Source organism: Cytobacillus firmus, from assembly GCF_023657595.1.
In the GTDB taxonomy this organism is placed as follows: domain Bacteria; phylum Bacillota; class Bacilli; order Bacillales; family Cytobacillaceae; genus Cytobacillus; species Cytobacillus firmus_B.
This window is the reverse complement of record NZ_CP098323.1, coordinates 1,200,950-1,225,379: the sequence shown is the minus strand read 5'-3', so window position 1 is coordinate 1,225,379 and position 24,430 is coordinate 1,200,950. Positions and strand designations below refer to the sequence as shown.

General features: G+C 40.7%; 24 protein-coding genes. 10 read left to right on the top strand and 14 right to left on the bottom strand.

Annotated elements, in window-relative coordinates:
- The first annotated feature begins 31 nt into the window (after positions 1 to 31).
- Together NAF01_RS06470 and NAF01_RS06465 are read left to right on the top strand one after the other, a co-directional pair.
- Entirely contained in the window at positions 32 to 925 is an 894-nt protein-coding gene (locus NAF01_RS06470; RefSeq protein ID WP_250801977.1) for a PucR family transcriptional regulator, read from the top strand.
- A 114-nt stretch (positions 926 to 1,039) separates the two neighbouring features.
- Entirely contained in the window at positions 1,040 to 2,149 is a 1,110-nt protein-coding gene (locus tag NAF01_RS06465; RefSeq protein ID WP_076262477.1) for an ABC transporter ATP-binding protein, read from the top strand.
- Positions 2,150 to 2,239: 90 nt separating this feature from the next.
- On the opposite strand, the gene NAF01_RS06460 is transcribed toward NAF01_RS06465, so the two are convergent.
- Positions 2,240 to 2,482 carry a hypothetical protein gene (locus tag NAF01_RS06460; RefSeq protein WP_048012079.1) on the bottom strand — a complete coding sequence of 81 codons (243 nt, stop codon included), beginning with the start codon at positions 2,480 to 2,482 and terminating at the stop codon, positions 2,240 to 2,242.
- A 296-nt stretch (positions 2,483 to 2,778) separates the two neighbouring features.
- Between NAF01_RS06460 and NAF01_RS06455 the strand changes: the two genes are divergently transcribed.
- Positions 2,779 to 2,997: an alpha/beta-type small acid-soluble spore protein gene (locus NAF01_RS06455; RefSeq protein ID WP_035326833.1), complete on the top strand. Its 219-nt coding sequence runs from the start codon at positions 2,779 to 2,781 to the stop codon at positions 2,995 to 2,997.
- A gap of 69 nt (positions 2,998 to 3,066) precedes the next feature.
- Here NAF01_RS06455 and fumC read toward each other — a convergent pair whose 3' ends face one another.
- From fumC to NAF01_RS06405, 10 genes are all read right to left on the bottom strand, one after another.
- Entirely contained in the window at positions 3,067 to 4,455 is a 1,389-nt protein-coding gene (gene fumC / locus NAF01_RS06450) for a class II fumarate hydratase (protein ID WP_197245369.1), read from the bottom strand.
- Positions 4,456 to 4,994: 539 nt separating this feature from the next.
- Complete coding sequence (locus tag NAF01_RS06445; RefSeq protein ID WP_250801976.1) at positions 4,995 to 7,007, bottom strand: ABC transporter ATP-binding protein; 2,013 nt, start codon at positions 7,005 to 7,007, stop codon at positions 4,995 to 4,997.
- Complete coding sequence (locus tag NAF01_RS06440) at positions 7,004 to 8,761, bottom strand: ABC transporter ATP-binding protein (RefSeq protein ID WP_197214563.1); 1,758 nt, start codon at positions 8,759 to 8,761, stop codon at positions 7,004 to 7,006. The genes NAF01_RS06445 and NAF01_RS06440 overlap by 4 nt, the downstream gene beginning before the upstream one ends.
- Positions 8,762 to 9,452: 691 nt before the next feature.
- Positions 9,453 to 10,241, bottom strand: coding sequence for an alpha/beta fold hydrolase (locus NAF01_RS06435; protein ID WP_250801975.1), 789 nt, complete (start codon positions 10,239 to 10,241; stop codon positions 9,453 to 9,455).
- Between the two features lie 208 nt (positions 10,242 to 10,449).
- Positions 10,450 to 10,767, bottom strand: coding sequence for a YbjQ family protein (locus NAF01_RS06430; protein WP_250801974.1), 318 nt, complete (start codon positions 10,765 to 10,767; stop codon positions 10,450 to 10,452).
- Positions 10,748 to 10,951, bottom strand: coding sequence for a hypothetical protein (locus tag NAF01_RS06425; RefSeq protein WP_048011863.1), 204 nt, complete (start codon positions 10,949 to 10,951; stop codon positions 10,748 to 10,750). The genes NAF01_RS06430 and NAF01_RS06425 overlap by 20 nt, the downstream gene beginning before the upstream one ends.
- Before the next feature lie 15 nt (positions 10,952 to 10,966).
- Positions 10,967 to 11,167 carry a hypothetical protein gene (locus NAF01_RS06420; RefSeq protein WP_048011862.1) on the bottom strand — a complete coding sequence of 67 codons (201 nt, stop codon included), beginning with the start codon at positions 11,165 to 11,167 and terminating at the stop codon, positions 10,967 to 10,969.
- Positions 11,164 to 11,514 carry a YxlC family protein gene (locus NAF01_RS06415; RefSeq protein WP_048011861.1) on the bottom strand — a complete coding sequence of 117 codons (351 nt, stop codon included), beginning with the start codon at positions 11,512 to 11,514 and terminating at the stop codon, positions 11,164 to 11,166. The genes NAF01_RS06420 and NAF01_RS06415 overlap by 4 nt, the downstream gene beginning before the upstream one ends.
- The gene (gene sigY / locus NAF01_RS06410) at positions 11,468 to 12,031 is read right to left on the bottom strand and encodes an RNA polymerase sigma factor SigY (RefSeq protein WP_048011860.1); all 564 of its coding nucleotides are present in this window, start codon (positions 12,029 to 12,031) and stop codon (positions 11,468 to 11,470) included. Before sigY ends, NAF01_RS06415 begins: the two co-directional genes overlap by 47 nt.
- Positions 12,032 to 12,180: 149 nt before the next feature.
- Positions 12,181 to 13,467: an MFS transporter gene (locus tag NAF01_RS06405; protein ID WP_250801973.1), complete on the bottom strand. Its 1,287-nt coding sequence runs from the start codon at positions 13,465 to 13,467 to the stop codon at positions 12,181 to 12,183.
- 260 nt (positions 13,468 to 13,727) lie between these two features.
- Here NAF01_RS06405 and NAF01_RS06400 point away from each other — a divergent pair, with 260 nt between their 5' ends.
- A complete protein-coding gene (locus NAF01_RS06400) occupies positions 13,728 to 14,051 on the top strand; it encodes an HPr family phosphocarrier protein (RefSeq protein WP_197207770.1) in 324 nt (107 codons plus the stop codon).
- A gap of 433 nt (positions 14,052 to 14,484) precedes the next feature.
- Here NAF01_RS06400 and NAF01_RS06395 read toward each other — a convergent pair whose 3' ends face one another.
- Positions 14,485 to 15,231 (bottom strand): class I SAM-dependent DNA methyltransferase, encoded by a 747-nt coding sequence (locus tag NAF01_RS06395; RefSeq protein WP_250801972.1) that lies wholly within the window; start codon positions 15,229 to 15,231, stop codon positions 14,485 to 14,487.
- A gap of 57 nt (positions 15,232 to 15,288) precedes the next feature.
- Positions 15,289 to 17,379 carry a transglycosylase domain-containing protein gene (locus tag NAF01_RS06390; protein ID WP_197245352.1) on the bottom strand — a complete coding sequence of 697 codons (2,091 nt, stop codon included), beginning with the start codon at positions 17,377 to 17,379 and terminating at the stop codon, positions 15,289 to 15,291.
- A gap of 317 nt (positions 17,380 to 17,696) precedes the next feature.
- Between NAF01_RS06390 and NAF01_RS06385 the strand changes: the two genes are divergently transcribed.
- Entirely contained in the window at positions 17,697 to 18,233 is a 537-nt protein-coding gene (locus tag NAF01_RS06385) for a universal stress protein (protein ID WP_048009312.1), read from the top strand.
- Between the two features lie 46 nt (positions 18,234 to 18,279).
- Here the strand turns inward: NAF01_RS06385 and NAF01_RS06380 are convergent, their stop codons facing one another.
- Positions 18,280 to 18,750: a helix-turn-helix transcriptional regulator gene (locus NAF01_RS06380; RefSeq protein ID WP_048009313.1), complete on the bottom strand. Its 471-nt coding sequence runs from the start codon at positions 18,748 to 18,750 to the stop codon at positions 18,280 to 18,282.
- Between the two features lie 270 nt (positions 18,751 to 19,020).
- Here NAF01_RS06380 and NAF01_RS06375 point away from each other — a divergent pair, with 270 nt between their 5' ends.
- The 5 genes from NAF01_RS06375 to NAF01_RS06355 all read left to right on the top strand — a co-directional run bounded on the left by NAF01_RS06375 (position 19,021) and on the right by NAF01_RS06355 (position 24,425).
- Positions 19,021 to 20,160, top strand: a complete 1,140-nt coding sequence (locus NAF01_RS06375) for a histidine kinase N-terminal domain-containing protein (protein WP_197245350.1) — start codon at positions 19,021 to 19,023, stop codon at positions 20,158 to 20,160.
- A 104-nt stretch (positions 20,161 to 20,264) separates the two neighbouring features.
- Entirely contained in the window at positions 20,265 to 20,807 is a 543-nt protein-coding gene (locus tag NAF01_RS06370; RefSeq protein WP_250801971.1) for a GNAT family N-acetyltransferase, read from the top strand.
- A gap of 205 nt (positions 20,808 to 21,012) precedes the next feature.
- Positions 21,013 to 22,305 carry a hemolysin family protein gene (locus tag NAF01_RS06365; protein WP_197245348.1) on the top strand — a complete coding sequence of 431 codons (1,293 nt, stop codon included), beginning with the start codon at positions 21,013 to 21,015 and terminating at the stop codon, positions 22,303 to 22,305.
- Between the two features lie 298 nt (positions 22,306 to 22,603).
- Positions 22,604 to 23,005, top strand: coding sequence for a MerR family transcriptional regulator (locus tag NAF01_RS06360; RefSeq protein WP_081757221.1), 402 nt, complete (start codon positions 22,604 to 22,606; stop codon positions 23,003 to 23,005).
- 64 nt (positions 23,006 to 23,069) lie between these two features.
- Positions 23,070 to 24,425, top strand: a complete 1,356-nt coding sequence (locus NAF01_RS06355) for a hemolysin family protein (protein ID WP_163143333.1) — start codon at positions 23,070 to 23,072, stop codon at positions 24,423 to 24,425.
- The last annotated feature ends 5 nt before the right edge of the window (positions 24,426 to 24,430 follow it).

The following is a 24,430-nucleotide window of genomic DNA, read 5'->3' as shown; positions in this document are numbered from 1 at the left end:
ACAAAAAATTATCAAACCAAAGGGTAAAGATATGTTAAACAAATTACATGACCGGTATCCGGGCTCTCAACTTCAATTTAAAAAACCTGATTTTAGCTTTAATTCTGATTTGTACTGGTTTCATCATGAAGAGTCAGGCCAATGGCTTGGCATTCCAGTTCAAGAGGTATCTGGGGATAGTCTGATGGTATTGAAAACTTTGTTTGAATTCCATGACAGTTCCATTCACCTTGCCCCTGCTGCGCAAGCCTGGTTTCAATACTTATTTTTAAATGGGGATCACCCATCATACGCAAAAGATGTTCCATACAGGCTGGTTCAGTTCAAAATGTCTGAGGGCGAATGGATACGTGAGGATATGGAAGCTGCTTTTAGAGGTTTTTTCGAAAAGGACATAACGATTTTATGGAACGGGGAAGCCACAGGGGTCATCATTGAAGAGGGTAAAGACTCTCTTGCCGAAGAAGAATTCCTTGCTGTTTCCAATGCTTTGGAAAGTGATTTTTTTGTAAATACAGCCTTTTACATTGGCATTCCGAATAAGGCGGGGACACAATTACACAAGCTTTTTAAAGAAGAACAGCTTCTATTCGCGCAGGCTTCCTCATTGCTTCCAGCTGAAAGAGTGCTGAATTTTGAAAAGCTCTTCCCCTCCCTTATCACTGGGCATCTGGATGTATTTTTAAAAAAGAGCCTGCTTTCACGCCTTTCTTTACTGGAAGAAGACCCTGAACTCCTGCACACCATAAAAGTGTTTTTAAAGAACAGCTCCAACGTTTCATTAACGGCGAAAAAATTGTACATCCACCGGAATACTCTGCAGTACAGGCTTGATAAGTTCACAGAGAAGACCGGCATTCAGTTGAAGGACTTTAACAGCGCGCTGACTGTTTATTTAGCCTGTTTGCTGATTGAGCAAACCTGACTTGAGCACATTGCATAAAAACGCTTTCAGTTTTTTGTGCAGTTTGGCCATATGGGAAAACACTCGTATCCATTAAACTGTAATTAAGAAAAAGATTATTGGGAGGTTACCCTGATGGCAGAATTAAAACTCGATAATATTTATAAAATTTATGATAATAAAGTAACAGCTGTAGAAGATTTTAACCTTCATATTAAAGATAAGGAATTTATTGTTTTTGTCGGCCCTTCCGGCTGCGGTAAATCCACAACTCTCCGTATGATTGCAGGTCTTGAGGAAATTTCAAAAGGCGACTTCTATATCGATGAGAAGCGTGTCAACGATGTTCCTCCAAAAGATCGCGATATTGCAATGGTTTTCCAGAACTATGCACTTTATCCGCATATGTCCGTGTACGATAATATGGCTTTCGGCCTTAAGCTTCGCAAGTTTCCAAAAGATGAAATCGACCGCAGAGTTAAAGAAGCAGCAAAAATTCTGGGGCTGGAGCCTTACCTTGACCGCAAGCCAAAAGCATTGTCTGGCGGACAGCGCCAGCGTGTAGCTTTAGGCCGTGCGATTGTCCGTGATGCAAAGGTGTTCCTCATGGACGAGCCTCTATCAAACCTTGATGCAAAGCTTCGTGTTCAAATGCGTGCAGAAATTGCCAAGCTTCACCAGCGTCTTCAAACAACTACTATCTATGTAACACATGACCAGACAGAGGCCATGACAATGGCTACCCGCCTTGTTGTTATGAAGGATGGAGTAATTCAGCAGGTTGGCGCACCAAAAGAAGTTTATGAAAAGCCTGAAAACGTTTTTGTAGGCGGATTTATCGGCTCACCTGCCATGAACTTCTTTAACGGTACGCTTGAAGACGGCAAATTTATTATTGGCAAAACTCAGATTGCAGTCCCTGAAGGTAAAATGAAGGTTCTTCGGGAACAGGGTTATACAGGCAAAAACATTATCCTTGGCATTCGTCCGGAAGACATTCACGATGAGCCGGTATTTATTGATGCATCTGCCGGTTCAAAAATCAATACCCGCATTGACGTTTCCGAACTGACTGGTGCTGAAACAATGATTTACTCAAGCATAGAAGGCCAGGATTTCGTAGCACGCGTGGATTCCCGCACTGATATTAAGCCGGGCCAAAACCTTGAGCTTGCTTTCGATATGAACAAAGCGCACTTCTTTGATGCAGACCATGAAAGAAGAATCCGTTCTGAAAAAGAATAACATTGAAGCCCCGTCAAAGCTGACGGGGTTTTTTAATACTGTCAGCATCCGCCAAGCCGTCACCAGGTGCTGCCGCCATCTATTTTCTTTCTACTCTTTGATAAATTTCACCGAATCATGACCGCATGATGGACACTTCAGCAAGTGGGGACATTCCTCCTGCTGATAATCCCGGGGATAGCCATCTTCCATTTTCATCTGGTCAATTGGCATATAGGCACTATAATCATCGTAAAAGTCCATTACTCTTCCACTGTCCTCCATCCTGCTTCCGCAGGAGCTGCAGGCTGATTCGATTTTCTCAAAGCCGTTGCAGACTGGGCAAATAGCCATTCCAATCCTCTCACTTTCGTTTTCTTTGCTGATATTTATTATGATTTGTCTGTTTAATCTTCGTTATGTAAGACTCTTAATCAGTGAATTTTATCAGGAAAAAATTCCCGATTTCTTGAAAGAATAAACTTTTATAAATCAAACATAATAGAGAGTAAACACAGCGGCATCAAGCATCCGCAGTAAAAACCGATGGGTTACGCCAGGCAGTGGAGCAGGATAAAATCCTTGCGCTGGTGCAATTCCAGCTAACCCAGCCAAAAACCAATACACTTATATTTCGAGGAGGAAATCACATGAACAACCAATCATCTAGCAGAAGCAATTCCTCAAACCAGTTACTAGTACCTGGAGTAGCTCAAGCACTTGATCAAATGAAGTACGAAATCGCTACTGAATTTGGTGTAAACCTTGGTGCAGAAACAACTTCCCGTGCTAACGGATCTGTTGGGGGAGAAATCACAAAACGCCTTGTTCAAATGGCTGAACAACAGCTTGGCGGCGGTTCTTTCTAATAAAGCAAGATAACAACAATTGAATAAATATGGCTTTGGCCCTCCTTCTTGAAAGGGGGGCCATTTTATTTAGACCATCTTTTCGGGCACAACCCAATTCTCATATTGTTCTTCCGTGATATACCCTGTTTTTAAGGCTGCTTCTTTCAAGGTTGTATTCTCTCTGAATGCGAGTTTGGCAATTTCCGCTGCCTTTTCATAACCTATATGCGGATTGAGTGCCGTTACAAGCATTAGTGATCTCTCAACATGGCCATTAATCACTTCTTTATTAGCCTCCAGTCCCATCATGCATTTTTCATTGAAAGAGGCCATTCCATCTGCAAGAATACTGATGCTTTGGAGAAGATTATAGATAATAACAGGCTTGAACACATTCAATTCAAAGTTCCCCTGACTTGCTGCGAATCCAATGGATGCATCATTTCCAAATACCTGGCAAACCACCATTGTAAGGGCTTCGCTTTGTGTCGGATTTACTTTGCCAGGCATGATTGAACTGCCTGGTTCATTTGCCGGGATCGATAATTCCCCAATTCCGCTGCGCGGCCCGCTTGCCAGCCAGCGGACATCGTTGGCTATTTTCATCAAATCTGCTGCCAGCCCCTTCAATGTCCCATGAACATGGACAATTTCATTATGGCTGGTCAGGGCCTGAAATTTATTGTCAGACGAACGGAATGAATAGCCTGTAAGTCTGGATATTTCGTTTGCCATTTCAGGTCCAAATGACTTCTCTGCATTAATGCCCGTTCCGACTGCTGTACCGCCAATGGCTAAGTCAAGCAGATACTGCATTGCGTCCATCAGCATCTTTTCATTCTTTTCAAGCATGGCACGCCAGCCGCTGATTTCCTGACCCAATGTAAGAGGTGTTGCATCCTGCAAATGAGTCCTGCCTATTTTGACGATTGATTTGAAGGCCTCTTCTTTCGATTTAACCGTCCTTATTAATTCCTTTAATGACGGAAGCAGCTTTTGCTCCGCCTCCGTATAAGCTGCGATATGCATGGCAGTCGGAAATGTATCATTAGAGCTTTGAGACATATTGACATCATCATTTGGATGCACTTTACTATCCCGTACCCCTTTCTCGGCCAGCAGTTCATTCGCCCTTTTGGCGACAACCTCGTTTACATTCATATTTGATTGTGTGCCGCTCCCTGTCTGCCATACAGCCAGAGGAAAGTGGCTGTCAAACTTATGGTTTAGAACTTCATCACAAGCTGCTGTGATAGCTTCCATCTTGTCATGGGAGAGCTTCCCAAGCCTGTTGTTGACTACTGCTGCAGAACGCTTTACCTTGGCAAAAGCATAAATTACTTCCATCGGCATCTTTTCAATGCCGATTTTAAAGTTATCCTTGCTCCGCTGTGTCTGGGCTCCCCAATATTTATCAGCTGGCACCTTCACTTCGCCTAGAGTATCTTTCTCAATTCTAAAATCAGCCAATTTCATACCTCCTTAAATGATTATTATGATTCCTTTATATTCTTTTCCCTTATTTTCAAAATTTAATGATAAAAATGAGCAAAACAAAAGCGGAAGCTCCTTGCTCACCCCCGACATGCACAAGACGAGCCGCTCGGGAAGGTGTTCTTTACCTTTCTGCGCGGCTCGTCTTGTGGCCCCGAGGGGGTAGGCGCTGGAGCTAGATGCAAACACTCTTCCACAGAGTTATTCTCACCGTTCAATCTTATAGTTTCCTCTACAATAAAAAAACTGCCTGGCTGGATCAGCCGGCAGCTATGCTTTTACAATTGTATACCCAATAAAGTATCCAAGCACCATAATACTTGCTATCACTAAGGTAATAGAAAATTCCTCCATAAAAATCTCCTCCAGATCTGTGTGATAGCTTAAGATTATCATGAATACCGGATTACAATTTCTTTATACCAGTACTATTGTGTGTCTGAGTAATGAATTTTTTTTGAACAAAATTCCTAGTGGGATAAAACCATTAATAAAAAAGAAGCGCCATCCGGCGCTTCCCTCTATCCTGCAAGTGTTGACCCCTGCTGGAGCTGATACATTTGATAATATTTGCCCTTTTGCTCCATTAACTCATCATGGTTACCTTTTTCAACGATCCTGCCCCTATCCAGAACGAGGATTTGATCAGCATTTCGGATTGTCGAAAGCCGATGGGCGATGATAAAGGTGGTTCTTCCTTTTTTCAGCACGTCCATGGCTTCCTGGATAATTAATTCTGTCTCAGTATCTATGCTTGATGTTGCTTCGTCCAGAATCAGGATGGCCGGATCAAAAGCAAGGGCACGAGCAAACGAAATGAGCTGCCTCTGCCCGCTGGAGAGCGTGCTCCCCTTCTCGATAACCGGCTCATCAAAACCTTTTTCAAGATGCTGAAATATCTTATCTGCTCCGACATCCTTCAGGGCTTTTTCCACTTTCTCCCGCGATATTTCAGGATCATCAAGGCTGACATTGGAAGCAATGGTCCCGGTGAACAAAAATGGATCCTGGAGGACGATGCCCATATGCTTTCTGAGCTCCTGCCTTGGAATCTGTTTTATGTCCATTCCATCGATCCTAATCTTCCCTTCCTGGCAATCATAAAAACGGAAAAGAAGATTCATGATCGAACTTTTCCCTGAGCCGGTATGGCCAACCAGCGCAACTGTCTCCCCGTGCTTTGCTTCAAAATTAAGATCCTTCAGCACATATTCCTTCTCCTTATAGCCGAAGTGAACATGATCAAAAGTAACATTCCCTTTATAGCGGGATATTTTATTATCACTGATATCAATGCCTTCTTCATCAAGCAGTTTGAAGACTCGTTCACCGGCAACCAATGCCTGTTCGAGATTGGCCAATTGGTTGACAATGCCCTGCACAGGCTGAAACAGGCGGTTAATATAGTCAACAAAAGCATATAGCATCCCAAGTGAAATGACAGCTGCCGCATTGAGCGACTCTCCTCCGAAGTACCAGATAAATGCAACAAAAACCACATTTCTCAGCACACCCACTAAGTTATGCGATGTAAGTGAATTCAGGCTCAGAAGTTTATTTTGGAAGGTAAAATGCTCTGTATTCAGCTTTTCAAAATCCTTCTGTGTATCTTTTTCGCGGCCAAACGCCTGGATAACATTCATTCCCTGAATCGATTCATTCACCATGCCATTTATATCACTTACCCTGGAACGGATTACATGATTGTATTTTGATGCATACTTACGGTACACAATCGCCCATACATATAAAATCGGGAGCAGGATTAAACATATCGCAGCAAGCTTGGCATTTAAAATAAACAAAGCGATATAAATACCTGAAATATATATGGCACTTGTAAAAAAGGTTGCCAATACGGTCACATAAAGCTCACGGATGGCTTCGGTATCATTGGTTATGCGAGCAACCACCTTGCCTGCCGGAAGATTATCAAAATAACTGATTGGAAGCCTTTGAATCTGCCCGAAGACATCCTCTCTCATTTGCTGGATAATCCTATTTGCTGACTTTTGCAGAAAAAAACGCTGGCCGTACTGAAAAAATGCAGCGATAACCAGTAATCCAAAGTAAAAGGCCAAAAGCTGAACAATCTTAGGAATCTCGGGTGAATAGAATAGCATTAATTCTTCACCAGTCAATGCCTTCCCTGCATAGGTTTCGGTTTGGCCGCTTTTTTCAATATAGAGTTTGCCCTCTTTGAAGGTTCGCTCTCCATCAAAAGCAATATCACCCCTGATAAAGACGAATTGGCTGCCAGCCTGCAAGATGCGGGCCTGATCAATTTTCCGCTCACCCTGATCAATATTTTGCTCCTTTTTGTAAAACTGGCCATCATACTCCACAGCATCTTTTCCGCCTTCTGTCTGATACCAGACAGATTCTATGCCAAGGATATGGTCATCAATCATCTTCTTCGCGATGAAAGGCCCTGCCAGATCTGCTGCCACAGCGACTGTAAGCATCAGCAATGCCGCAATAATCATTTTTTTATAATGAAGTGCATATTTGAATAACCGCTTTCCTGTGGTCATGAAAGCACCTCCTCTTCAGCAGATGTTTGAGCCTGCTGCCTCAAAAATTGTTCCTTGTACCATCCATCCATAGCCATCAAGTCCTCATGAGTGCCTTCTTCTGCTATCATGCCTTCATCAAGGACGATAATATGATCGGCGTGCTGGACTGCTGACATTCTGTGTGTCGTAATGATTGTCGTTTTTCCTTTGCGCTCAGTCCGGATATTATCAATAATTTTCTTTTCTGTTTTAGCATCAACGGCTGATAAAGAGTCATCAAGTATCAGAATTTCCGGATCCTTCACAAGGGCACGTGCAATCGAAATCCGCTGTTTTTGCCCTCCTGATAAGGCCACTCCTTTTTCACCGACCATTGTTTCAAGCCCTTCCGGCAGAAGTTCAAGGTCTTTTCGAAAAGCTGCCAAATCAATCGCTTTTTGCATATCCTCTTCAGTTGCATCCTCTTTTCCAAAAAGGATATTTTCTCTAACAGTCCTCGAGAAAAGAACATGATCCTGTGGAACATACCCGATCCATCCTCTCGTTCTTTCAAGCTCCTGTTCTTCAATCGGAACATCTGCAATCGCAAGCTTCCCTGTGCCTGACGGATATTCTCTTAATAGCTGCTTTATAAAAGTGGTCTTTCCGCTTCCTGTTTTTCCTACAATGCCCAGCGTTTCCCCGCGTTCAATATGCAGCTTAATCCCTGTGAGATTAGCCGTTTTTGAGGAAGGATATTGGAAATGAACATCCTTGAAGATAACATTCTCAGGAACTTCAACGATAGACGGGTTTTCAGGATTCACAATATCCTGCTTAGCGGACAATGTTTCCTGTACACGGTCAAGGGATGCATTTCCCCTTTGCATGACATTAATTAATTCTCCAATAGCAAACATTGGCCAAATCAGCATGCCTAAATACACATTAAAGGACACGAGCTGGCCCAGGGTGATGGTTTGGTGGAAAACAAGATAAGCACCGTATCCAAGTCCTATCAGATAGCTTAGGCCCACAATCACTTTTATCGTCGGCTCAAATAGTGAATCAATTTTGGCCACTTCAATATTTTTGCTGTATACATCTTCAGTGAGTTCATGGAAACGCTGCTGATCCGCTCTTTCCTGAACATAAGCGCGCACCACCCGAACTCCCGAAACAGATTCAAGAACCCGGTCATTTAGTTCCCCGAAGGCATCCTGTGCGCTCATAAACCGCGTATGAATCTTCTTCCCGTAAATTTTTATCAGATAGGCCATGATAGGCAAAGGCAATATTGCTGCAAAAGTTAGTTTCCAGCTAACCAGGAACCCCATCGTAAACAATATTGTCAGCATGAAGACGCTGGAATCCACCAGTGTTAATATTCCGAAACCGGCCGTTACCGAAATAGCTTTTAAATCATTTGTTGCCCTGGCCATTAAATCACCGGTCCGGTTTTTCTCAAAAAATGTTGGAGTCATTTTCAATAGGTGCCCCATAAACTGTGAACGCAGTTTTCTTTCTACCAGGAATGCCCCTCCAAAAAGCTGGTACATCCAGATATAAGTGATTGCATAGGACACGATTGTGATGATTGCCAATAAACCAAGGTACTCCATTACTTTAGCACTGCTCATTTGACCAAGATGAATATCATCAATTGCCATCCCTACAAGCCTTGGAGGCATAACATCAAGGATTCCGACAATTATCAGCAGAGAAATGGCAATTGTATACCTTTTCCAGTTTTCTTTAAAAAACCAGCTTAATTTTCCTAAAATCGAAAACAACGATCTCTCCCCTTTCCGGTATGAAGCTCACGTTTCTAAAGAGAGCTTTCATACAAAAACCAGCAGCAAATACATAACTAGCCTCCATCCAGATCCTCCGGCAAAATTGTTTTTCTTTTCATTCTTACTGCATTCATAAAATTTTCCTCCCTTTTTTACGGCTGCCGACAACAGCCGCTATTGAAATATATGGAAACAGGCAATGCCTGAATTTCCTATTGGTGATATTTGAGAATTAGACGAAAAAAAGACATACCGCGGCATGCGATATGTCTTAAGAGACAAAAGAGCCCACGTTACGAAATGTAACCTGTGCTCCTTCAAAATGTGCAGGCAGATCCTGTTTACATTTTAATATTGTTCTAAAGGAGAGGTTACAGATTTTAATTTTTGTGTTGTTGTTTGATGATGATGAATTAAGATCATTTTGTAGCCCTCCTTTTCATTTTTTTCCATATTGGTAAGATTATCACCGCTTACACTAAAAGTCAATCAGCTTTTTACCTACTTTTAAAAATTTTCTGTTATTTATTATAAAGGCTCTTTTCGTATAAAGTGCTGTTTTTCCTCTATCAATGTTGTCCGTTGATTTCCGCTCCAGGCTGCCGCTCCAATCAACTCAGTAAATAAAATACAAAAAATCAATAAACCTTGTAAAACAGCATTTAAAAAAAGGATCCGCCGGGATCCTTTATGAAGCCAATCTTCTTTTTTGCCTGTTGATGAAGTCGATGGTTATCCTGTTAAAGGCATCAGGTTTGTCGATGTTGCATACATGTCCTGCATCTGTAATGATTTTGACTGTAGCTGTTTTAGCTTTTTGGGCAATGCTTTTTACAGACTTAATAAACAAGTGGTCTTCCTGTCCCATAATAAAAAGGGTAGGAATGTGAGAAATGCTGGATTGGATTCTTCCCAGGTACGGATTAACCGATTTTGTTAAGGACAGCCAGTTGATGAATTCTTTTTGGCACATTTTTGCTGCCTGCCTTACAAAGGCATGTCTTGATTCAAGGTGGTTTCTTTTTGGCATGATAATCCACGCAAAAAGCTTATAAAGCAGCATATATGGCAGGATATACTTAGTCAAATTCGCAATGGCTATCAAAAACCTTGTGCGCCAATTCAATTCAGTAATGGCACCGCCCAAAATCATGGAAGCTACTCTTTCCTGATGATTCTGCGCGATTGTCTGGATCACTATAGTCCCCAGCGAAATTCCGACAAAGTGGGAGTCTGTAATATGAAGATGATCGAGCACATCCACTATATCCTGAGAAACCTCTGTAAAATGATCTCCTTCTTCCCAGGTGCCCTTTCCTGATTGACCATGTCCCCGCAGATCTACCAGCAGAACATTGAAATGCTTTTTGTACTCTCTCATTTGTTTATACCAAATTGCAGAGCTGCCCCCTGCACCATGAACAAAGGTAACCCATGGCAGGGACTCATCTTTCACATACGTACGGTAATATAGCATATATACTCCAATCCACATTCAAGTGTCATTTTTCTTAGTTTTGTTTTTAAGAAGTTTCATTCTATTGTAAAGGATTTCAGCGAAAAATGCTTATAATATCACAAAAAATTCACTAGTTTCTTTTCAAGTATTTTCTGCCAAATATTCATCCTTTCCCTATTAAAGACATTAAAAAACCAGCTAACTATGTCAGCTGGTTCTTCTCCTGCTATTCTTCAATTATTGCTGCAGTCCCATAGGCTATGATTTCTGCAGCATTCTGCATAACCGCTGAGGTTTGCAGCCGCATTCCAATGATTGCGTTGGCCCCTTTTGCCTTTGCATCTTCAACCATTCTGCCAATTGCCTTCTGTCTGGCTTCATCCATCATTTCAGTATATTCGCCAATTTCTCCGCCTACAATTGTTTTTAATCCTGCCAGAATATCTTTTCCTATATGCTTTGTCTGGACGGTACTCCCCCTTACAAACCCTTTAATCTCTTTAATCTTTTTTCCGGATACCGTATCAGTAGTCACGATAATCATTTTGTTCTTCCTCCTCTTTTTCTCTTTTTCTCTCAGCTATCAGCACAATAAATAATGCAAAAATCATTAAAGCATATAAAATATAAAACATAATTGCAGCCTTCATATTAATAAACAGCATGACAATCCCGAGAAGCTGGCCGCCACCGGCTGCAAGAAGCAGCATCTGTTTTAATTTTTTCATCCTTCCATCCCTCAATTAATCTTTTTTCTGCCAGATCTTTCTGACGAAAATCAAGTAAAACAGCGTCGGCATTGGCGCCTGAATTAAACCGATAATTCCCCATAGCCAATAATTGTGGCCGTGCTTTCTTGCATCAAGAAATAGGAACGTACTCTGTGCTATTAAGATGACTCCCACAATAATCAGCAACGGAAGAGATATTTCTTCGCTGTTCATGTGCCATTCACCTGTTTCACGAAGCTGACTGTGCTATAGGCCATAATAAAAACTGTGACAACTCCCTGCAGAATAAAAAATACAGACGGAACCTGATACAGCATGAATAATACAGAAGTTACAATGAGGAGTGCTGCAACAGTGAAGATAGCTAACTCCCTGATCAATTTCCTTTTCATTTCCTGTTTTTGCTCTGCAACTAAGTTTTCAAAAAATTGCAGATCAGGTGTATATACCGGGACGTTTTCTTCCAGCGTTTCCCATCCGTCTTCAATTTCCTTAACTGCAGCCAATAATTGCTCATCTTGATGATCTTGTTCCAGCTGCAGCACTTTCCTGTTCACCATGTAGCTTCAACTCCTCTCTTACAGACATGATTCCATTGTGCACTCTAGATTTGACAGTGCCTGAAGATATGTTCATCATTTTTCCTATTTCCTCATACGAGTAGCCATAATAATGTTTAAGAACAATAGGTATCCTAATCTCGTCTTTTAGTTTTCCCAAAGCAGACAAGGCATCATTCCATTCTTCATTTCGGCTTTCAAGATGCCATTTCAAGCGTCTGAAAACCTCTTCCTGTGCTTTCCAGCTCTTCTCTCTTTTCGACTTTCGCTTCTGATCAATATACAAATTTGTCGCAATGGTTATCAGCCAGGAGGAAAATTTTGATTTGCCATTAAAAAGTCCGATTTTTTCAACACATTTGGCCATTGTTTCCTGAGCAAGCTCTTCAGCTGCATCGGGATTCATTGTAATTTTGATTAAGTATTTAACCAGAAAGGGATAGTTATTTTTAAAAAGCATGGCAAAAGCGAGCTGATCACCTCGTTTGGCACTTGCTATAAGGTCTTTCTCCTCCATCAGCTTCTTTCCTCTCTTCTTATCATCCCATTGTTTTCTGTTTATTTCACTCATAAGACGTTCAAGAGATGAAAAGGTTCATTATTCTTTAAATTATTTTTTATACATAAAAAGCCCCTGTTATAGGGGCTTTTCTGCCTTTTATTACATTATACTGCACCAGTCTGTTCCAAAGAATGTGCTTCACCTGTTTTTTCTGATTTTTTCGTTAATCCCGGGAGAACGATGCTGTAAAAAACACCGACAAGTGCTAAACAGCCGCCTACCATCCAATAAAGCATTTCCACTCTGAGGAACCCCGGAAAGCTGACAGCAATAAATCCGAGTGTTATGGATTGTGAAAGCATCATCAGCGGACTTATCCACCCCTGTACTCTTCCCATCATCTTCGGATCAACAATACTTGGCATCCAGCCGCCAATTGCGATGTTCACTAAAGGGAGTCCGAAAGCTGCAGCAAATAATAAAGATAGGAAAATAAACGTGTTCTCTGCAAAAGAGGCAGCAATGATGAAGATTCCGGATAACAGCAATCCGGCAATGATCAGCTGATAAAGTTTGAATTTTTGAGTAAGCAAAGAGGCCACAAAGCTGCCAATAAGAACGCCAACCCCAAATGTTATTCCGAGCAGGACTGAGTATTCCTCATAGGATTGCGGCTCGAGTTTGTATTTCAGCATAAAAATAGGCATGACTGAAAATCCGCCGTTTACCACTCCGAAAACGAAGAAGCCAACAAGTAAAGCAGATAACAATTTGTGCTGGAGAATATATTTTATCCCCAGATTAAAGTCCTTGAAAACAAGCGGGATATTCAGGTCTTTAAATCCATGAGCGCCATTTGGCAGACGGACCTCTTCAGGTATACGGCAGGATTTTATTAATAATGCACTGATGATAAAGGTAAGTGCATCAGTTACAATCGCACCGTATACTCCCACTGTCCAGTAGGCAAAAATGCCAAGGCCGTTTCCGAACAGCATGAAAAGACTCATCACGACCTGATTAAGGCCTGCAGCAGTTGTATAATCTTCACTTTTCAATATGCCTTGAATCATTGCATGTTCAGCTGGAAAGAAGAATTTCTGAATGGCGCTCCTCAGGAACAATACTGCAAATACCAGCGGCATCCAGCCAATAATAATAGTCAGTAAAAGCAAAATGGATAATAACGCGCTGATCCAATCACAATGATAAGCTATTTTCTGGCGATCCATCCTATCCGCAAACACTCCAACTAAAAAAAACACCGCCAGGGTCGGAACAGAGAACATCAATTCAGTTAATGTGGCATAAAAAGGCTGTTCCGAGAAACGATCCAGCAAATAAAACATAAATGCTGTTAAACCAATCGTGCTGCCCATCTGAGAAGTAAAGTTGGCGAAAAATAATTTCACATAATTGGCATTTTTAAAAATTCCTTTGAATTTCTTCATCCCTTTTACCTCAGTTTCCCTGTTTATATCTCTACTATATATTGCCACAAGCAGTTGATAAAGCGGCTTTTGATGGTTTTTATCTCCTTCTGCAGACTGATGGTGCCTCAACCCCTAAATACGTATGAATTAAAAAAGGTAATTATTCACTCTTGAAACCCGGGTGGTTTACGGTTGTGATTACCGGGGTAATTCCATAGTACAACCACATCATTAATCCATTAATATATAAAATACTTTTTTAAAAGGAGATTTTTAAAATGAAAGAAATTATTTCTAGTAATGTATTAGTTCGAAACAAGTTCACTATGAAGAAAATGCTTGAAATTTACCAGGCGTCAAAACAATTTGAAGGCACCACTTATCTCTACAGCAAACACAAAGCGGTGGATGCCTCAAACCTTTCTAAATTAGTGTCTTTCCTTTTAACAGTGAAACCGCAAACGAGTCTGAAAATCATTGTGGAAGGAACTGAAGTCCAGAACCATCTGGAGCATATCAAAGACATGTGCAGCAACCATGTTTCTGTACTTCGCATGTCAGAAAAACGTTTAATCAATACAGCTGAAACAATTCAGCTATAATTGACTATTTTATTGCAGAGTGAATGGAGTGAAAATAAATGATACGTACAATTTTTATGGTAGTTGGAGCGATTGTGGTAATTGGAGCACTAATCAGCTGGTTATTCTAAATTATTTCTATTAAAAAAGGCCGAATGGCCTTTTTTTTGGCTCTTTTCGTATATATTACTGTTTTTCAGCCATCAATGTTGTCCGTTGATTTCCGCTCCAGGCTGCTCAGCGAACCGCGGGGCAGGCGGTAAGCCTCCTCGACGCTCCGCGTCTGCGGGGTCTTACCTGTCCTGCTACTCCCGCAGGACCGTGAATAAGCTTCCTTGTGTAAACACCGCACGAAGAAAATGTGAATGCATTTTCGAGGATCTCGCACCTTCCGCTCCAATCAACTCAGTAAATAAGAGGAAAAAGCAATAAACCTGGCGAAAACAAACTTTATTTATTTATATGCAATGGCAATTGGCTGATAAAATCCAGACTCTTCAGGGAGGAGCCATTTGACCCGCCGAAACCCAGCTTTGCGCAGAAAATTGTTTAACTCTTCCTTTCTGTAGGCCCTATACTGAGAAAGTCTTTCTGACACAGACCAGGTCCCGTCTTTTTCAATCATTGTAAAATGCCTCAAATTATATATATCAGAATTCTGATGCCAATCCCAAAGCTGAAAGGTTATGGTGTGACCCCTTTTTGCAGGCAATGTGGATGTTGGCCTTTCTTTATGTATTTCATCATAATTCCTGATAGAAAAGAGAAAAATGCCTTTCTCGCTGAGTATACTGTAAACCTCTTTAAGTGCCTTGATGCATTCTCTTTCGGTGATAAGGTGCGGCAAGGCGTTATCCATCGAGATAATGGCATGAAAAGATTCACTGTGCACAGATGACAATGACCTCATATCTGCATGAAAAAATGGGATGTACAGTTTTCTCAGCTCTGCTTCTCTTTTTGCCCTTAAGATAGACTTTCCGCTAATGTCTGATGCAGTTATTTTGTACCCCTTTTTGGCGAGAGCTAATGTCTGAGTCCCTATTCCGCAAGAACAATCCAATAAAGATGATGTTTTTTTTATGCCTTCTGCCGATAAAAGTTGATCCAGTACATCGCCCTGTCTGGCAATGGAACGATCCCAATTCTCAAATATTAAGTGATACTCTTCAGCTAATTCATCATAAAATTGTTCTGCCATGGTAGATTACCTCCTTAAAAAAAAGAGTACAGCTTTTCACTGTACTCGTAAAATGTATTAATCATTCTTCTTTTCTTTATCTTTCTTTTTATCTTTATCTTCTTCCTTGTGTTTTTCTTTCCCTTTATTCCATTTCTCTTTCCATTTCTCTTTTTCTTTTTCAATTTTTTCTTTTATCTTCTCTGTTTCTTTTTTTATGTTGTCTTCCCATGCTTTTCTTTGCTGCTCCCTTTGCCTCTGTTCCATCAGGCCGGCAATATGAGGGACATTAAATGACTCTGCTTCCTGATTTTTCAGGGCTTCTGACATGATTGCCCGGAATATCGGAGCCGTGCCTTCACTGCTGGAGGTAGTAAGATAATTATTCGCATCTGTCTTATCATGGCCTACCCACACAGCACCAACCAGCTGTGGGGTGTAGCCGACAAACCATTGATCCTTAACTCCGTCAATGCCTTCGATGGTCATTTGTGTACTGCCTGTTTTCCCTGCAACTTCTCTGCCTGGTATTTGGGCAGCCTTCCCTGTACCATGCTGAACTACCCCGAGAAGCATGGTTGTCATTTTATCTGCAACATCCTTGGAAATGACTCTTGTATTCTCACCTTTCCACTCTGCTACTGTGACTCCATTTTTATCAACTATTTTTGTAATGGAGTGTGCTTCCGGCCTCTCGCCGCCATTTGCAAATACAGCATAGGCCTGTGCCATGGTCAGAGGTGAAACTCCAACACTTGTGCCCCCAAGAGCAAGTGCAAGATTTTGATTGATGGCTTCTTCAGGTATGCCAAACCTCTTCGCCGCATCTACCCCTTTGTCCACACCAATCTCATCCAAAAGCCATACAGCAGGCACATTCAAGGAGTCCTTGACTGCTTCATACATTGGCACATTTCCCCGGAACTGGCCATTATAGTTATTCGGCTCATAATCTTTCCCGAATGTCATTCTTTCATCTTTAAGTTCATCGGTGATCTTCCAGCCCGATTCCAGTGCTGCTGTGTATGGCACAATCGGCTTCATTGTCGATCCCGGCTGGCCTACTTTATGAACGGCACGGTTATGTCCAAGAAGGGTATGTTCACCTCTTCCGCCTGCAAGGGCACGGATTCCGCCATTCTTTGGATCCAGAAGTACGGCTCCGCTTTGAACCTGCTGATCTCCAGTACCTTTAGGAAATAATTGATCATTTGTGTAGGTTTCTTCTACACTGCTCTGCATATCCTGATCAAGCTCAGTATATATTTGATACCCTTCACTTAAAAGCTCATCAAGCGAAATATTATATTTATTAATCGCCTCTTCCAGAACCACGTCTACATAATATGGGTATTTCCCTTTAAAGGGATCACCGCCGCTGTCTTCAAAAACAAGCTTTTCATTTTTTGCCTTTTCCCATTCCTTTTCAGTAATAAAGTTGTGTTCCTTCATACGGTCAAGGACGGTATTCCTTCTCTCAATTGCCTTTTCTTCATTTTGGTAAGGATTGATGGCTGATGGGGCTTTAACCAGCCCTGCCAGCAATGCTGCTTCACTAATGGAGAGATCCTCAACATCTTTTCCATAGTACTTCATCGCCGCACGTTTGATCCCCCATGCGCCTTCCCCGAAATAAACCTGGTTTAAATACATTTGAAGAATTTCGTCTTTGCTGTATTCCTTTTCAATTTCAAGGGCCAGGAAGAATTCTTCCAGTTTTCTTTTGTATGTTTTTTCTGCAGACAGCAGCGCATTTTTGGTCAGCTGCTGGGTAAGTGTACTGCCGCCCTCGACTATTCCGCCTGCTTTCACGTTTGTAAAGAAAGCCCTGCCTATTCCTTTTAAATCGATGCCCCCGTGTTCATAAAAACGGTGGTCTTCAATGGCAATAACTGCATTTTTCATATGATCAGGAATTTGATCTATGGAAATGCCTTCATTTTTATTTGCTGAGATCTTGCTGGCTACTTCCCCATCAGCGTCATAAATGACTGTGGATTGTGCAAGCCCTGCTTCGAGTGCACTGATATCCGCATCCTTATATGAAAAATAGACGAAGCTTAAGAAAGCCAGGACCACAGTAGATGCAAGCAATATGGATACCTGTGTCAAGTGAAGCTTATTCCAAGTTGACTGAAACTTTTTAATAACTGAAGTTTTCTTTCTCATATTTCCTCCAAATTCTTGCTGATGATTAATTTGCATTTGTGCGGAAGTCTTCAGATTACACCGATATCAGCATAACTTCAAAGAATATGTTTTTATATAGTATTTGTTACCATGCAAATTTCTGAAGTTCATATAAAAATACCCTGAAATTCCCAATGTTACTCTTCACTATGCTGAAAATGTGCATTAGAATTTACGGAGTCCGGTCATTTTTTATGGGGGTATTGTGTTTTCAAGCTGTATTTTTATGATTTACTCTTCTCAGCAGAGGGTATAGAACCAATAAGTTTCCTTACCATAAGAAGGAGTGAACACTGATGAATTTTAACAAAATTGTATTGGGCTATGATGATACAGACGGAAGCAGACAGGCTTTGAATATGGCAATCGGATTAGTTAAACAAAACCCTGATGCTCAGCTGCTGGTTGTTCAGGTCTTTGAAGAAACAGTTGAAAATATTCCCATAAACAATGAAAAAGCGGTAGAGCCTGTAAGAACGAATGGCTATCTGCTTGAAGGAATTCAGATCCCTCCTCTTCCTGTTTATCATGATGAATCCTCTTCCAATACACACGCAAGAGTAAAGCATAGCGTAGACAATACTTTTTACAATGCAAGGGAAATTCTTGAGCCTTACAGCATTAATGCGAAGTTCGATGTTATTGAGGGAAATTCTGCAGAAAGCATTTGTGAATATGCAGCGGCCGAAAATGCAGATTTAATTATTGTGGGAAGCTCAGGCAAGGGCGGAATTAAAAAGATGTTCCTGGGCAGCACCAGTACAAAAATTGCCAGGAATGCTCCTTGCCCCGTGCTTATAGCTAAGGATAAGGAAAGTCCGCAAATCCCTTAAAATAGAAAAGCAGCCCGGAGGCTGCTTTTTTATGTGAATTCAGCTATTATTGGTGAAGGTCTTTATTCTCTGCTGCCAGCTCCTCAAATCGTTCTTTAGAAGACAATTCATCGAAACTGCTGTAAATTCTGAAATGGTCCTGATCAATAATCCGGTAGTGCTGGCTGATGATATTCTGCTGAAGGATCAGACCGTTGCTTCTCTTCAATTCCCTCCACCAGAGTTTTCCGCCAAGAGTCTTTTCCTTCCTGTAATCAATTCCTTCTCTAGCAATAGTTTCCAGAACTTCTAATGGTTCATTTCCAAACAAAAACCGGACCGTTTCCGTTTCTCTGAATAAAGCACAAACGGCTACCACTGTCGACCAGCCTGCCTCTGCCCGCCCTTTCTCAATTTGAACAAGCGTCTTTTTTGAAACACCAATAATTTCCGCCATTTTATCCTGTGTGTATCCTGCCTCTGTACGTATAAGACGGATCTTATCTGAAACTTTCAGTATAATTTCATCTCTAGTCAATGCAGCTTCATTCCCTTTTTGTTGTTGGTGTAAATTTACACCTGCCTCTATATTATAAAAGAAATAATAACCATTTTACAAATAAAAAACTGCCTTTTTCTTTAACTATACCAATTATCACAAAATAATGACTGTGCTTTTAGTCACAAGTTGGCCTTATTCCTCAGGGTAAAAATTACTGATATTTTCCATTAAATTAACAGAGGATTTTGCCGGATTCTATCGAAATCTATTGGTTAACTGTTATTATGCAAAAAAGTGGAGGATAAAATGACGATTGAAACAAATAATGCCATATTGGAACTTCTGCTGACGGAAAAAGAAAACCTTTTAAGTGAATGGAATGAGAAAATCCTCATAAATAAGGATGACCCTTTTAAAGATAAAATTAAGGATAATGGCGATGCCATGTTCCAATTAATTATTCAAATCTTAATAAAAGACGGGCAAGAACTGGAAAACTATATTCAGAAACTGGCCTACACTGTCGCTGAACAGCGAGTAAAAGCAGATAGTAATATTGGAGACTTTGTTTATAATGTCAACTTGGGAAGAACAATCGTCCTCAATATATTTAATCGTTCCGAAATACATTTTCATGAACTCCAGAGACAGTACGAAAGAATCGGTTATTGCTTCGATAAATTCTTATATCATGCTGTGTCCAGATATACGGATGCCAAAGATCAGATTATTAAGGAAAAAACACAATTTATTGATTCCACCCATAAAGATAGATTAACTCTTCTGGGCCAAATGACTTCAAGCTTTATTCATGAGTTCAGAAATCCGCTTACCTCTGTACAAGGGTTTATTCAGCTTTTAAAATCCGAAAATCCCTCCATGAAGTATTTGGATATCATTTCAAATGAACTTGAGCAGCTGAATTTTAGAATTTCACAATTCCTTCTCCTCTCTAAAAAGGAACTGATCGGAAAAGAAAAAATTACATTCTCTCTAAATGAATTAATAGATGAAGTCCTGATATTCTTATATCCCAGTATCCTGGATGGAAAGGTTACAATCCTTCAGGATATAAAAGATGATATCTTTTTGGTTGGCTATGCGGATGAAATCCGCCAAGTCTTCATTAATATTATCTTCAATGCCATTGATGTGCTTACACAGTACCGCAGCGACCCTGTCATCCATATTAAAAGCAAATGGACTTCAGATGGGCACATAAGATTGGATATTTCGAATAATGGGCCAAGAATTCCTGATCATCTTATCAATTCCATTTTTGAGCCATTTGTTACAACAAAAACACTCGGAACAGGGCTGGGTCTATTTGTCTGCAGAGAGATAATTGAAAAACATCAAGGGACTCTGACATGTGATACCGAATCAGACTGGACCGTTTTCAGCATAACTTTGCCAACTGAAAAGCTGACTGAAGATATGAGCTGACTCCGAATCCTGGGAACAGCTTTTTCGTCTTCCATACTAAAAATGCTTATATGATTTAAACAATAAATTATTATATTTATAGTTTGCCGGAGGGGGTTTGTCACTTGTTTTCTTTAAAGGTAGATGAGGATATAGAATTGCAATTGTTCCAGCTTCATCATTCAGAAGAGCTTTTCAGCTTGGTGGACCGGAACCGAAGCCACTTAAGAGAATGGCTTCCATGGGTAGATAATATGGCTTCACCTGTTCAGTATCATTCGATCATTCCTATATGGCTGAAACAGTTTGCCGATAATAACGGATTTAATGCCGGAATCCGTTATCAGGGAAAACTTGCAGGCTCTATTGGTTTTCACCATATAGACTGGAACAACAGACAAACCAGCATTGGATACTACCTTGCTGAAAATTTTGAAGGCAGAGGAATTATGACACGAAGTGTGCAAGCCATGGTCAATCATGCTTTTTTTGATTTAAAACTGAACCGCATCGAAATACGCTGCGGAATCAGAAATGGAAAAAGCCGTGCGATCCCTCAACGGCTTGGCTTTCGGCAGGAAGGAATCATCCGGGATGGCGAGTATCTTTATAATCGATATCACGATCTTGCCGTATATGGACTTCTGGCAAGAGAATGGAATGTTTAAACAAAAAGCCTGCTCAGGCTTTTTTATTTTTCCCTGCATACAAGATCTTGGATTAATTATTTCTCCTGATTACATCTCTTAAATAAGGGTAATTTCAATTAAAGTAAATCCTTTATTCATGGTTTATTTGTAAAATTCATGAATAAGGGAAAAGTACTTATTATAAAGGAGGTGCCGGCCCCTTACATATCGTGTAAGGGATAATATGATCACCCTTAACCTTTTCTTATTATTTTTATTAATCGCATTAACTGCTTTTTTTGTTGCATCTGAATTTGCCATTGTTAAAGTGAGGACTTCACGAATTGACCAGCTTATGCTGGAGGGAAATCCTAAAGCCGGTTCTGCAAAACAAGTTATAAGCAGTCTGGATGAATATTTATCTGCCTGTCAGCTTGGAATTACAATCACCGCACTGGGTCTCGGGTGGCTCGGTGAACCGACTATTGAGAGACTGCTTCATCCTGTATTTGAAAGTCTTAACTTGCAGGCTTCCGTAACTCATTTCCTATCCTTTGTCATTGCTTTTGCTGTTGTGACATTTCTCCATGTGGTCATTGGAGAGCTTGCGCCAAAGACCTTTGCGATTCAAAAGGCAGAAGCTATTACTTTAACTTTTTCAAAGCCATTAATATTATTTTACAGGGTTATGTATCCGTTTATCTGGGTTTTAAATGGTTCAGCCAGAGTTGTTACAGGATTATTCGGACTGAAACCAGTTTCAGAGAGTGAAATGGCCCATACAGAGGAAGAACTGCGGATTATCCTATCTGAAAGCTTAAAGAGCGGTGAAATTAATCCCTCTGAATACCAGTATGTGGACCGGATATTTGAATTTGACAATAGAATCGCCAAAGAGATTATGGTTCCCCGGACCGAAATTGTTACCATTCCGGAAGATTCATCACTGGAAGAAACCCTCGATCTCATATTAAATGAGCGTTATACCCGCTACCCGGTTACGGCGGGCGATAAGGATAATATTCTCGGAATCATTAATGTTAAGGAAATTTTAACTGACTGTGTAAGAAAAAAATGTGAAGGCAAACACCCCTTACTGCAATATATTAAACCTGTCATCAGGGTGATTGAAACCATTCCCATTCACGATTTGCTCCTTAGAATGCAAAAGGAGCGTTCACATATGGCGATTCTTCTTGATGAGTACGGCGGAACAGCTGGAGTGGTCACAGCAGAAGATATCCTGGAAGAAATCGTAGGTGAAATCAGGGACGAATTTGATGCCGATGAGCTTCCGCTTGTTCAAAAGACAGGGGAAAACCATTATATCCTTGATGCAAAACTGCTGATTTCAGAAGCAAATGATCTCCTGGGAACAACATTATCTGATGATGATGTTGACACTATCGGCGGTTGGATTATGACGCAGAAGTATGATGCTGTTCAGGGAGACTTTGTTGAAGAAGAAGGATACAGATTTATGATTAAAGAAATGGATGGACACCATATTTCTTATATAGAAGTTGTGAAAATATAAACTGCATTTTCTTTAAAACCGGGAGCGCACTTTTTGCTCCTGGTTTTTACTGCCTAAGGCGTGCTTTTGCTGAAACTTTTCTGCCTCTATAAAAATTTTTATTTTTCCGAATCTTTTTACTTCATATTTAATGAATAATTTCATAAAATAAATGTAATCCATTTTTCCAAACTGCTACGTTTGACTGTACGGTTTCCGCTAACGTATAATTGATTCTAACTATATCTCTTGTTGTAAAGCATTATTATGGAGATATAAGTATTCAAAACAGAGGTGATATGATGGGGCTTACTATCGTATCGGCGAATTAGCCAATATTGCTAACGTTTCTAAAAGAACGATTGACTACTACACTAGCATTGGCCTAATAAAAGCGAAACGCTCAAAATCAAATTATCGCATATATTCAGAAGAGGTTTTGTCTGATCTAAGATTTATTGAAGAATGCAAAATACTGCATCTTCCACTTGAAGAGATTAAGAGAAAACTAGAAATGAAAACGAAAAGGGAGATTCAGACAGGGGAAGTTGAAAAGCATATTAACGCAGTCACATTACAGATGAAACAGCTGCAGCAGGAAATAGCTGTGCTCATGCCGCTCATCAATACAATGAATGAGGAGCAGAAAGATGGCTTCTCCAGAAAGCTGACTGCCGAAAGTACTGCATTGCTCCGTTCCCTTTCCGGCTTAACAAGCTAATCCCATTTTTCACAAAATCAGGAGGTGACACCCTGCCCGTTTAGGCGGGATAAGGGGAACTTATTTGGACATATTAAACTTGGTTTTTATAGCCATTTTAATTGCTTTAACGGCTTTTTTCGTTACTTCGGAATTTGCCATTGTTAAAATACGAAGTTCCAGAATTGATCAGCTAATTGAAGAAGGCAATAAAAATGCAATTGCTGCGAAGAAAGTGATTTCCAATTTGGATGAATACCTTTCAGCCTGCCAGCTGGGAATTACCATTACAGCACTCGGTCTTGGCTGGCTGGGTGAGCCGACAATTGAACACCTGCTGCGTCCGGTGATAAATAGTTTCGGTCTGCCGTCATCCATTTCGCATGTTATCTCATTCAGCATTGCTTTTGCTTTTATCACCTTCCTGCATGTAGTTGTGGGAGAATTGGCCCCAAAGACTCTGGCGATACAAAAAGCAGAAGCGGTAACACTTTTAACAACACGTCCTTTAATCTGGTTTTACCGGGTTATGTATCCGATCATTTGGGCGTTGAATGGTTCTGCCCGCCTATTGACCAGCATGTTTGGATTAAAGCCTGCTTCTGAACACGAATTAGCACATTCTGAAGAAGAACTTCGCATTATTTTATCAGAAAGCTATGAAAGCGGCGAAATTAACCAATCTGAGTTTAAGTATGTAAATAAAATCTTTGAGTTTGATAATCGGATCGCGAAAGAAATCATGGTTCCGCGTACTGAAATTGTTTCTCTCTCAAAAGATGATACACTTGAAGATTTTCTGCAAATCGTTCAGGAAGAGAAATTTACTCGATATCCCATTATAGATGGAGATAAGGATCATATCATTGGCATGGTCAATATTAAAGAAGTCATGACAGATCTCATTATGAACCGGGAATTATCATCAAGCACTCTTGAATCATACATTCGTCCCATTATCCGGGTCATTGACAGCATACCTATCCATGAGCTGCTGCTTAAAATGCAAAAAGAACGCATCCACATGGCCATCTTAATGGATGAATACGGCGGTACCTCGGGGTTAGTGACTGTTGAGGATATCATTGAAGAGATTGTTGGCGAGATCCGTGATGAGTTCGACATGGATGAAGTACCGATGGTCAGAAAGACGCAAGAAGGCCAATATATCATTGATTCAAAAGTTCTTGTCAGCGAAGTCAACGACTTGCTGGGTACCGATATTAATGATGAAGATGTTGATACCATTGGCGGATGGATATTGACTGAGAATTACGAAGCCAAACAAGGTGATATTATCGAGTACGAAAAATATCGATTTAAAATTCTGGATATGGAAGAGCACCATATTAAGTATGTTGAAGTGACAGCAGTACCTGAAACAGAAGAGCCGGCACCTGCAAAAGAAGTGCCCTTTACTGAATCAGAAGTATTGTCTTAAATAAT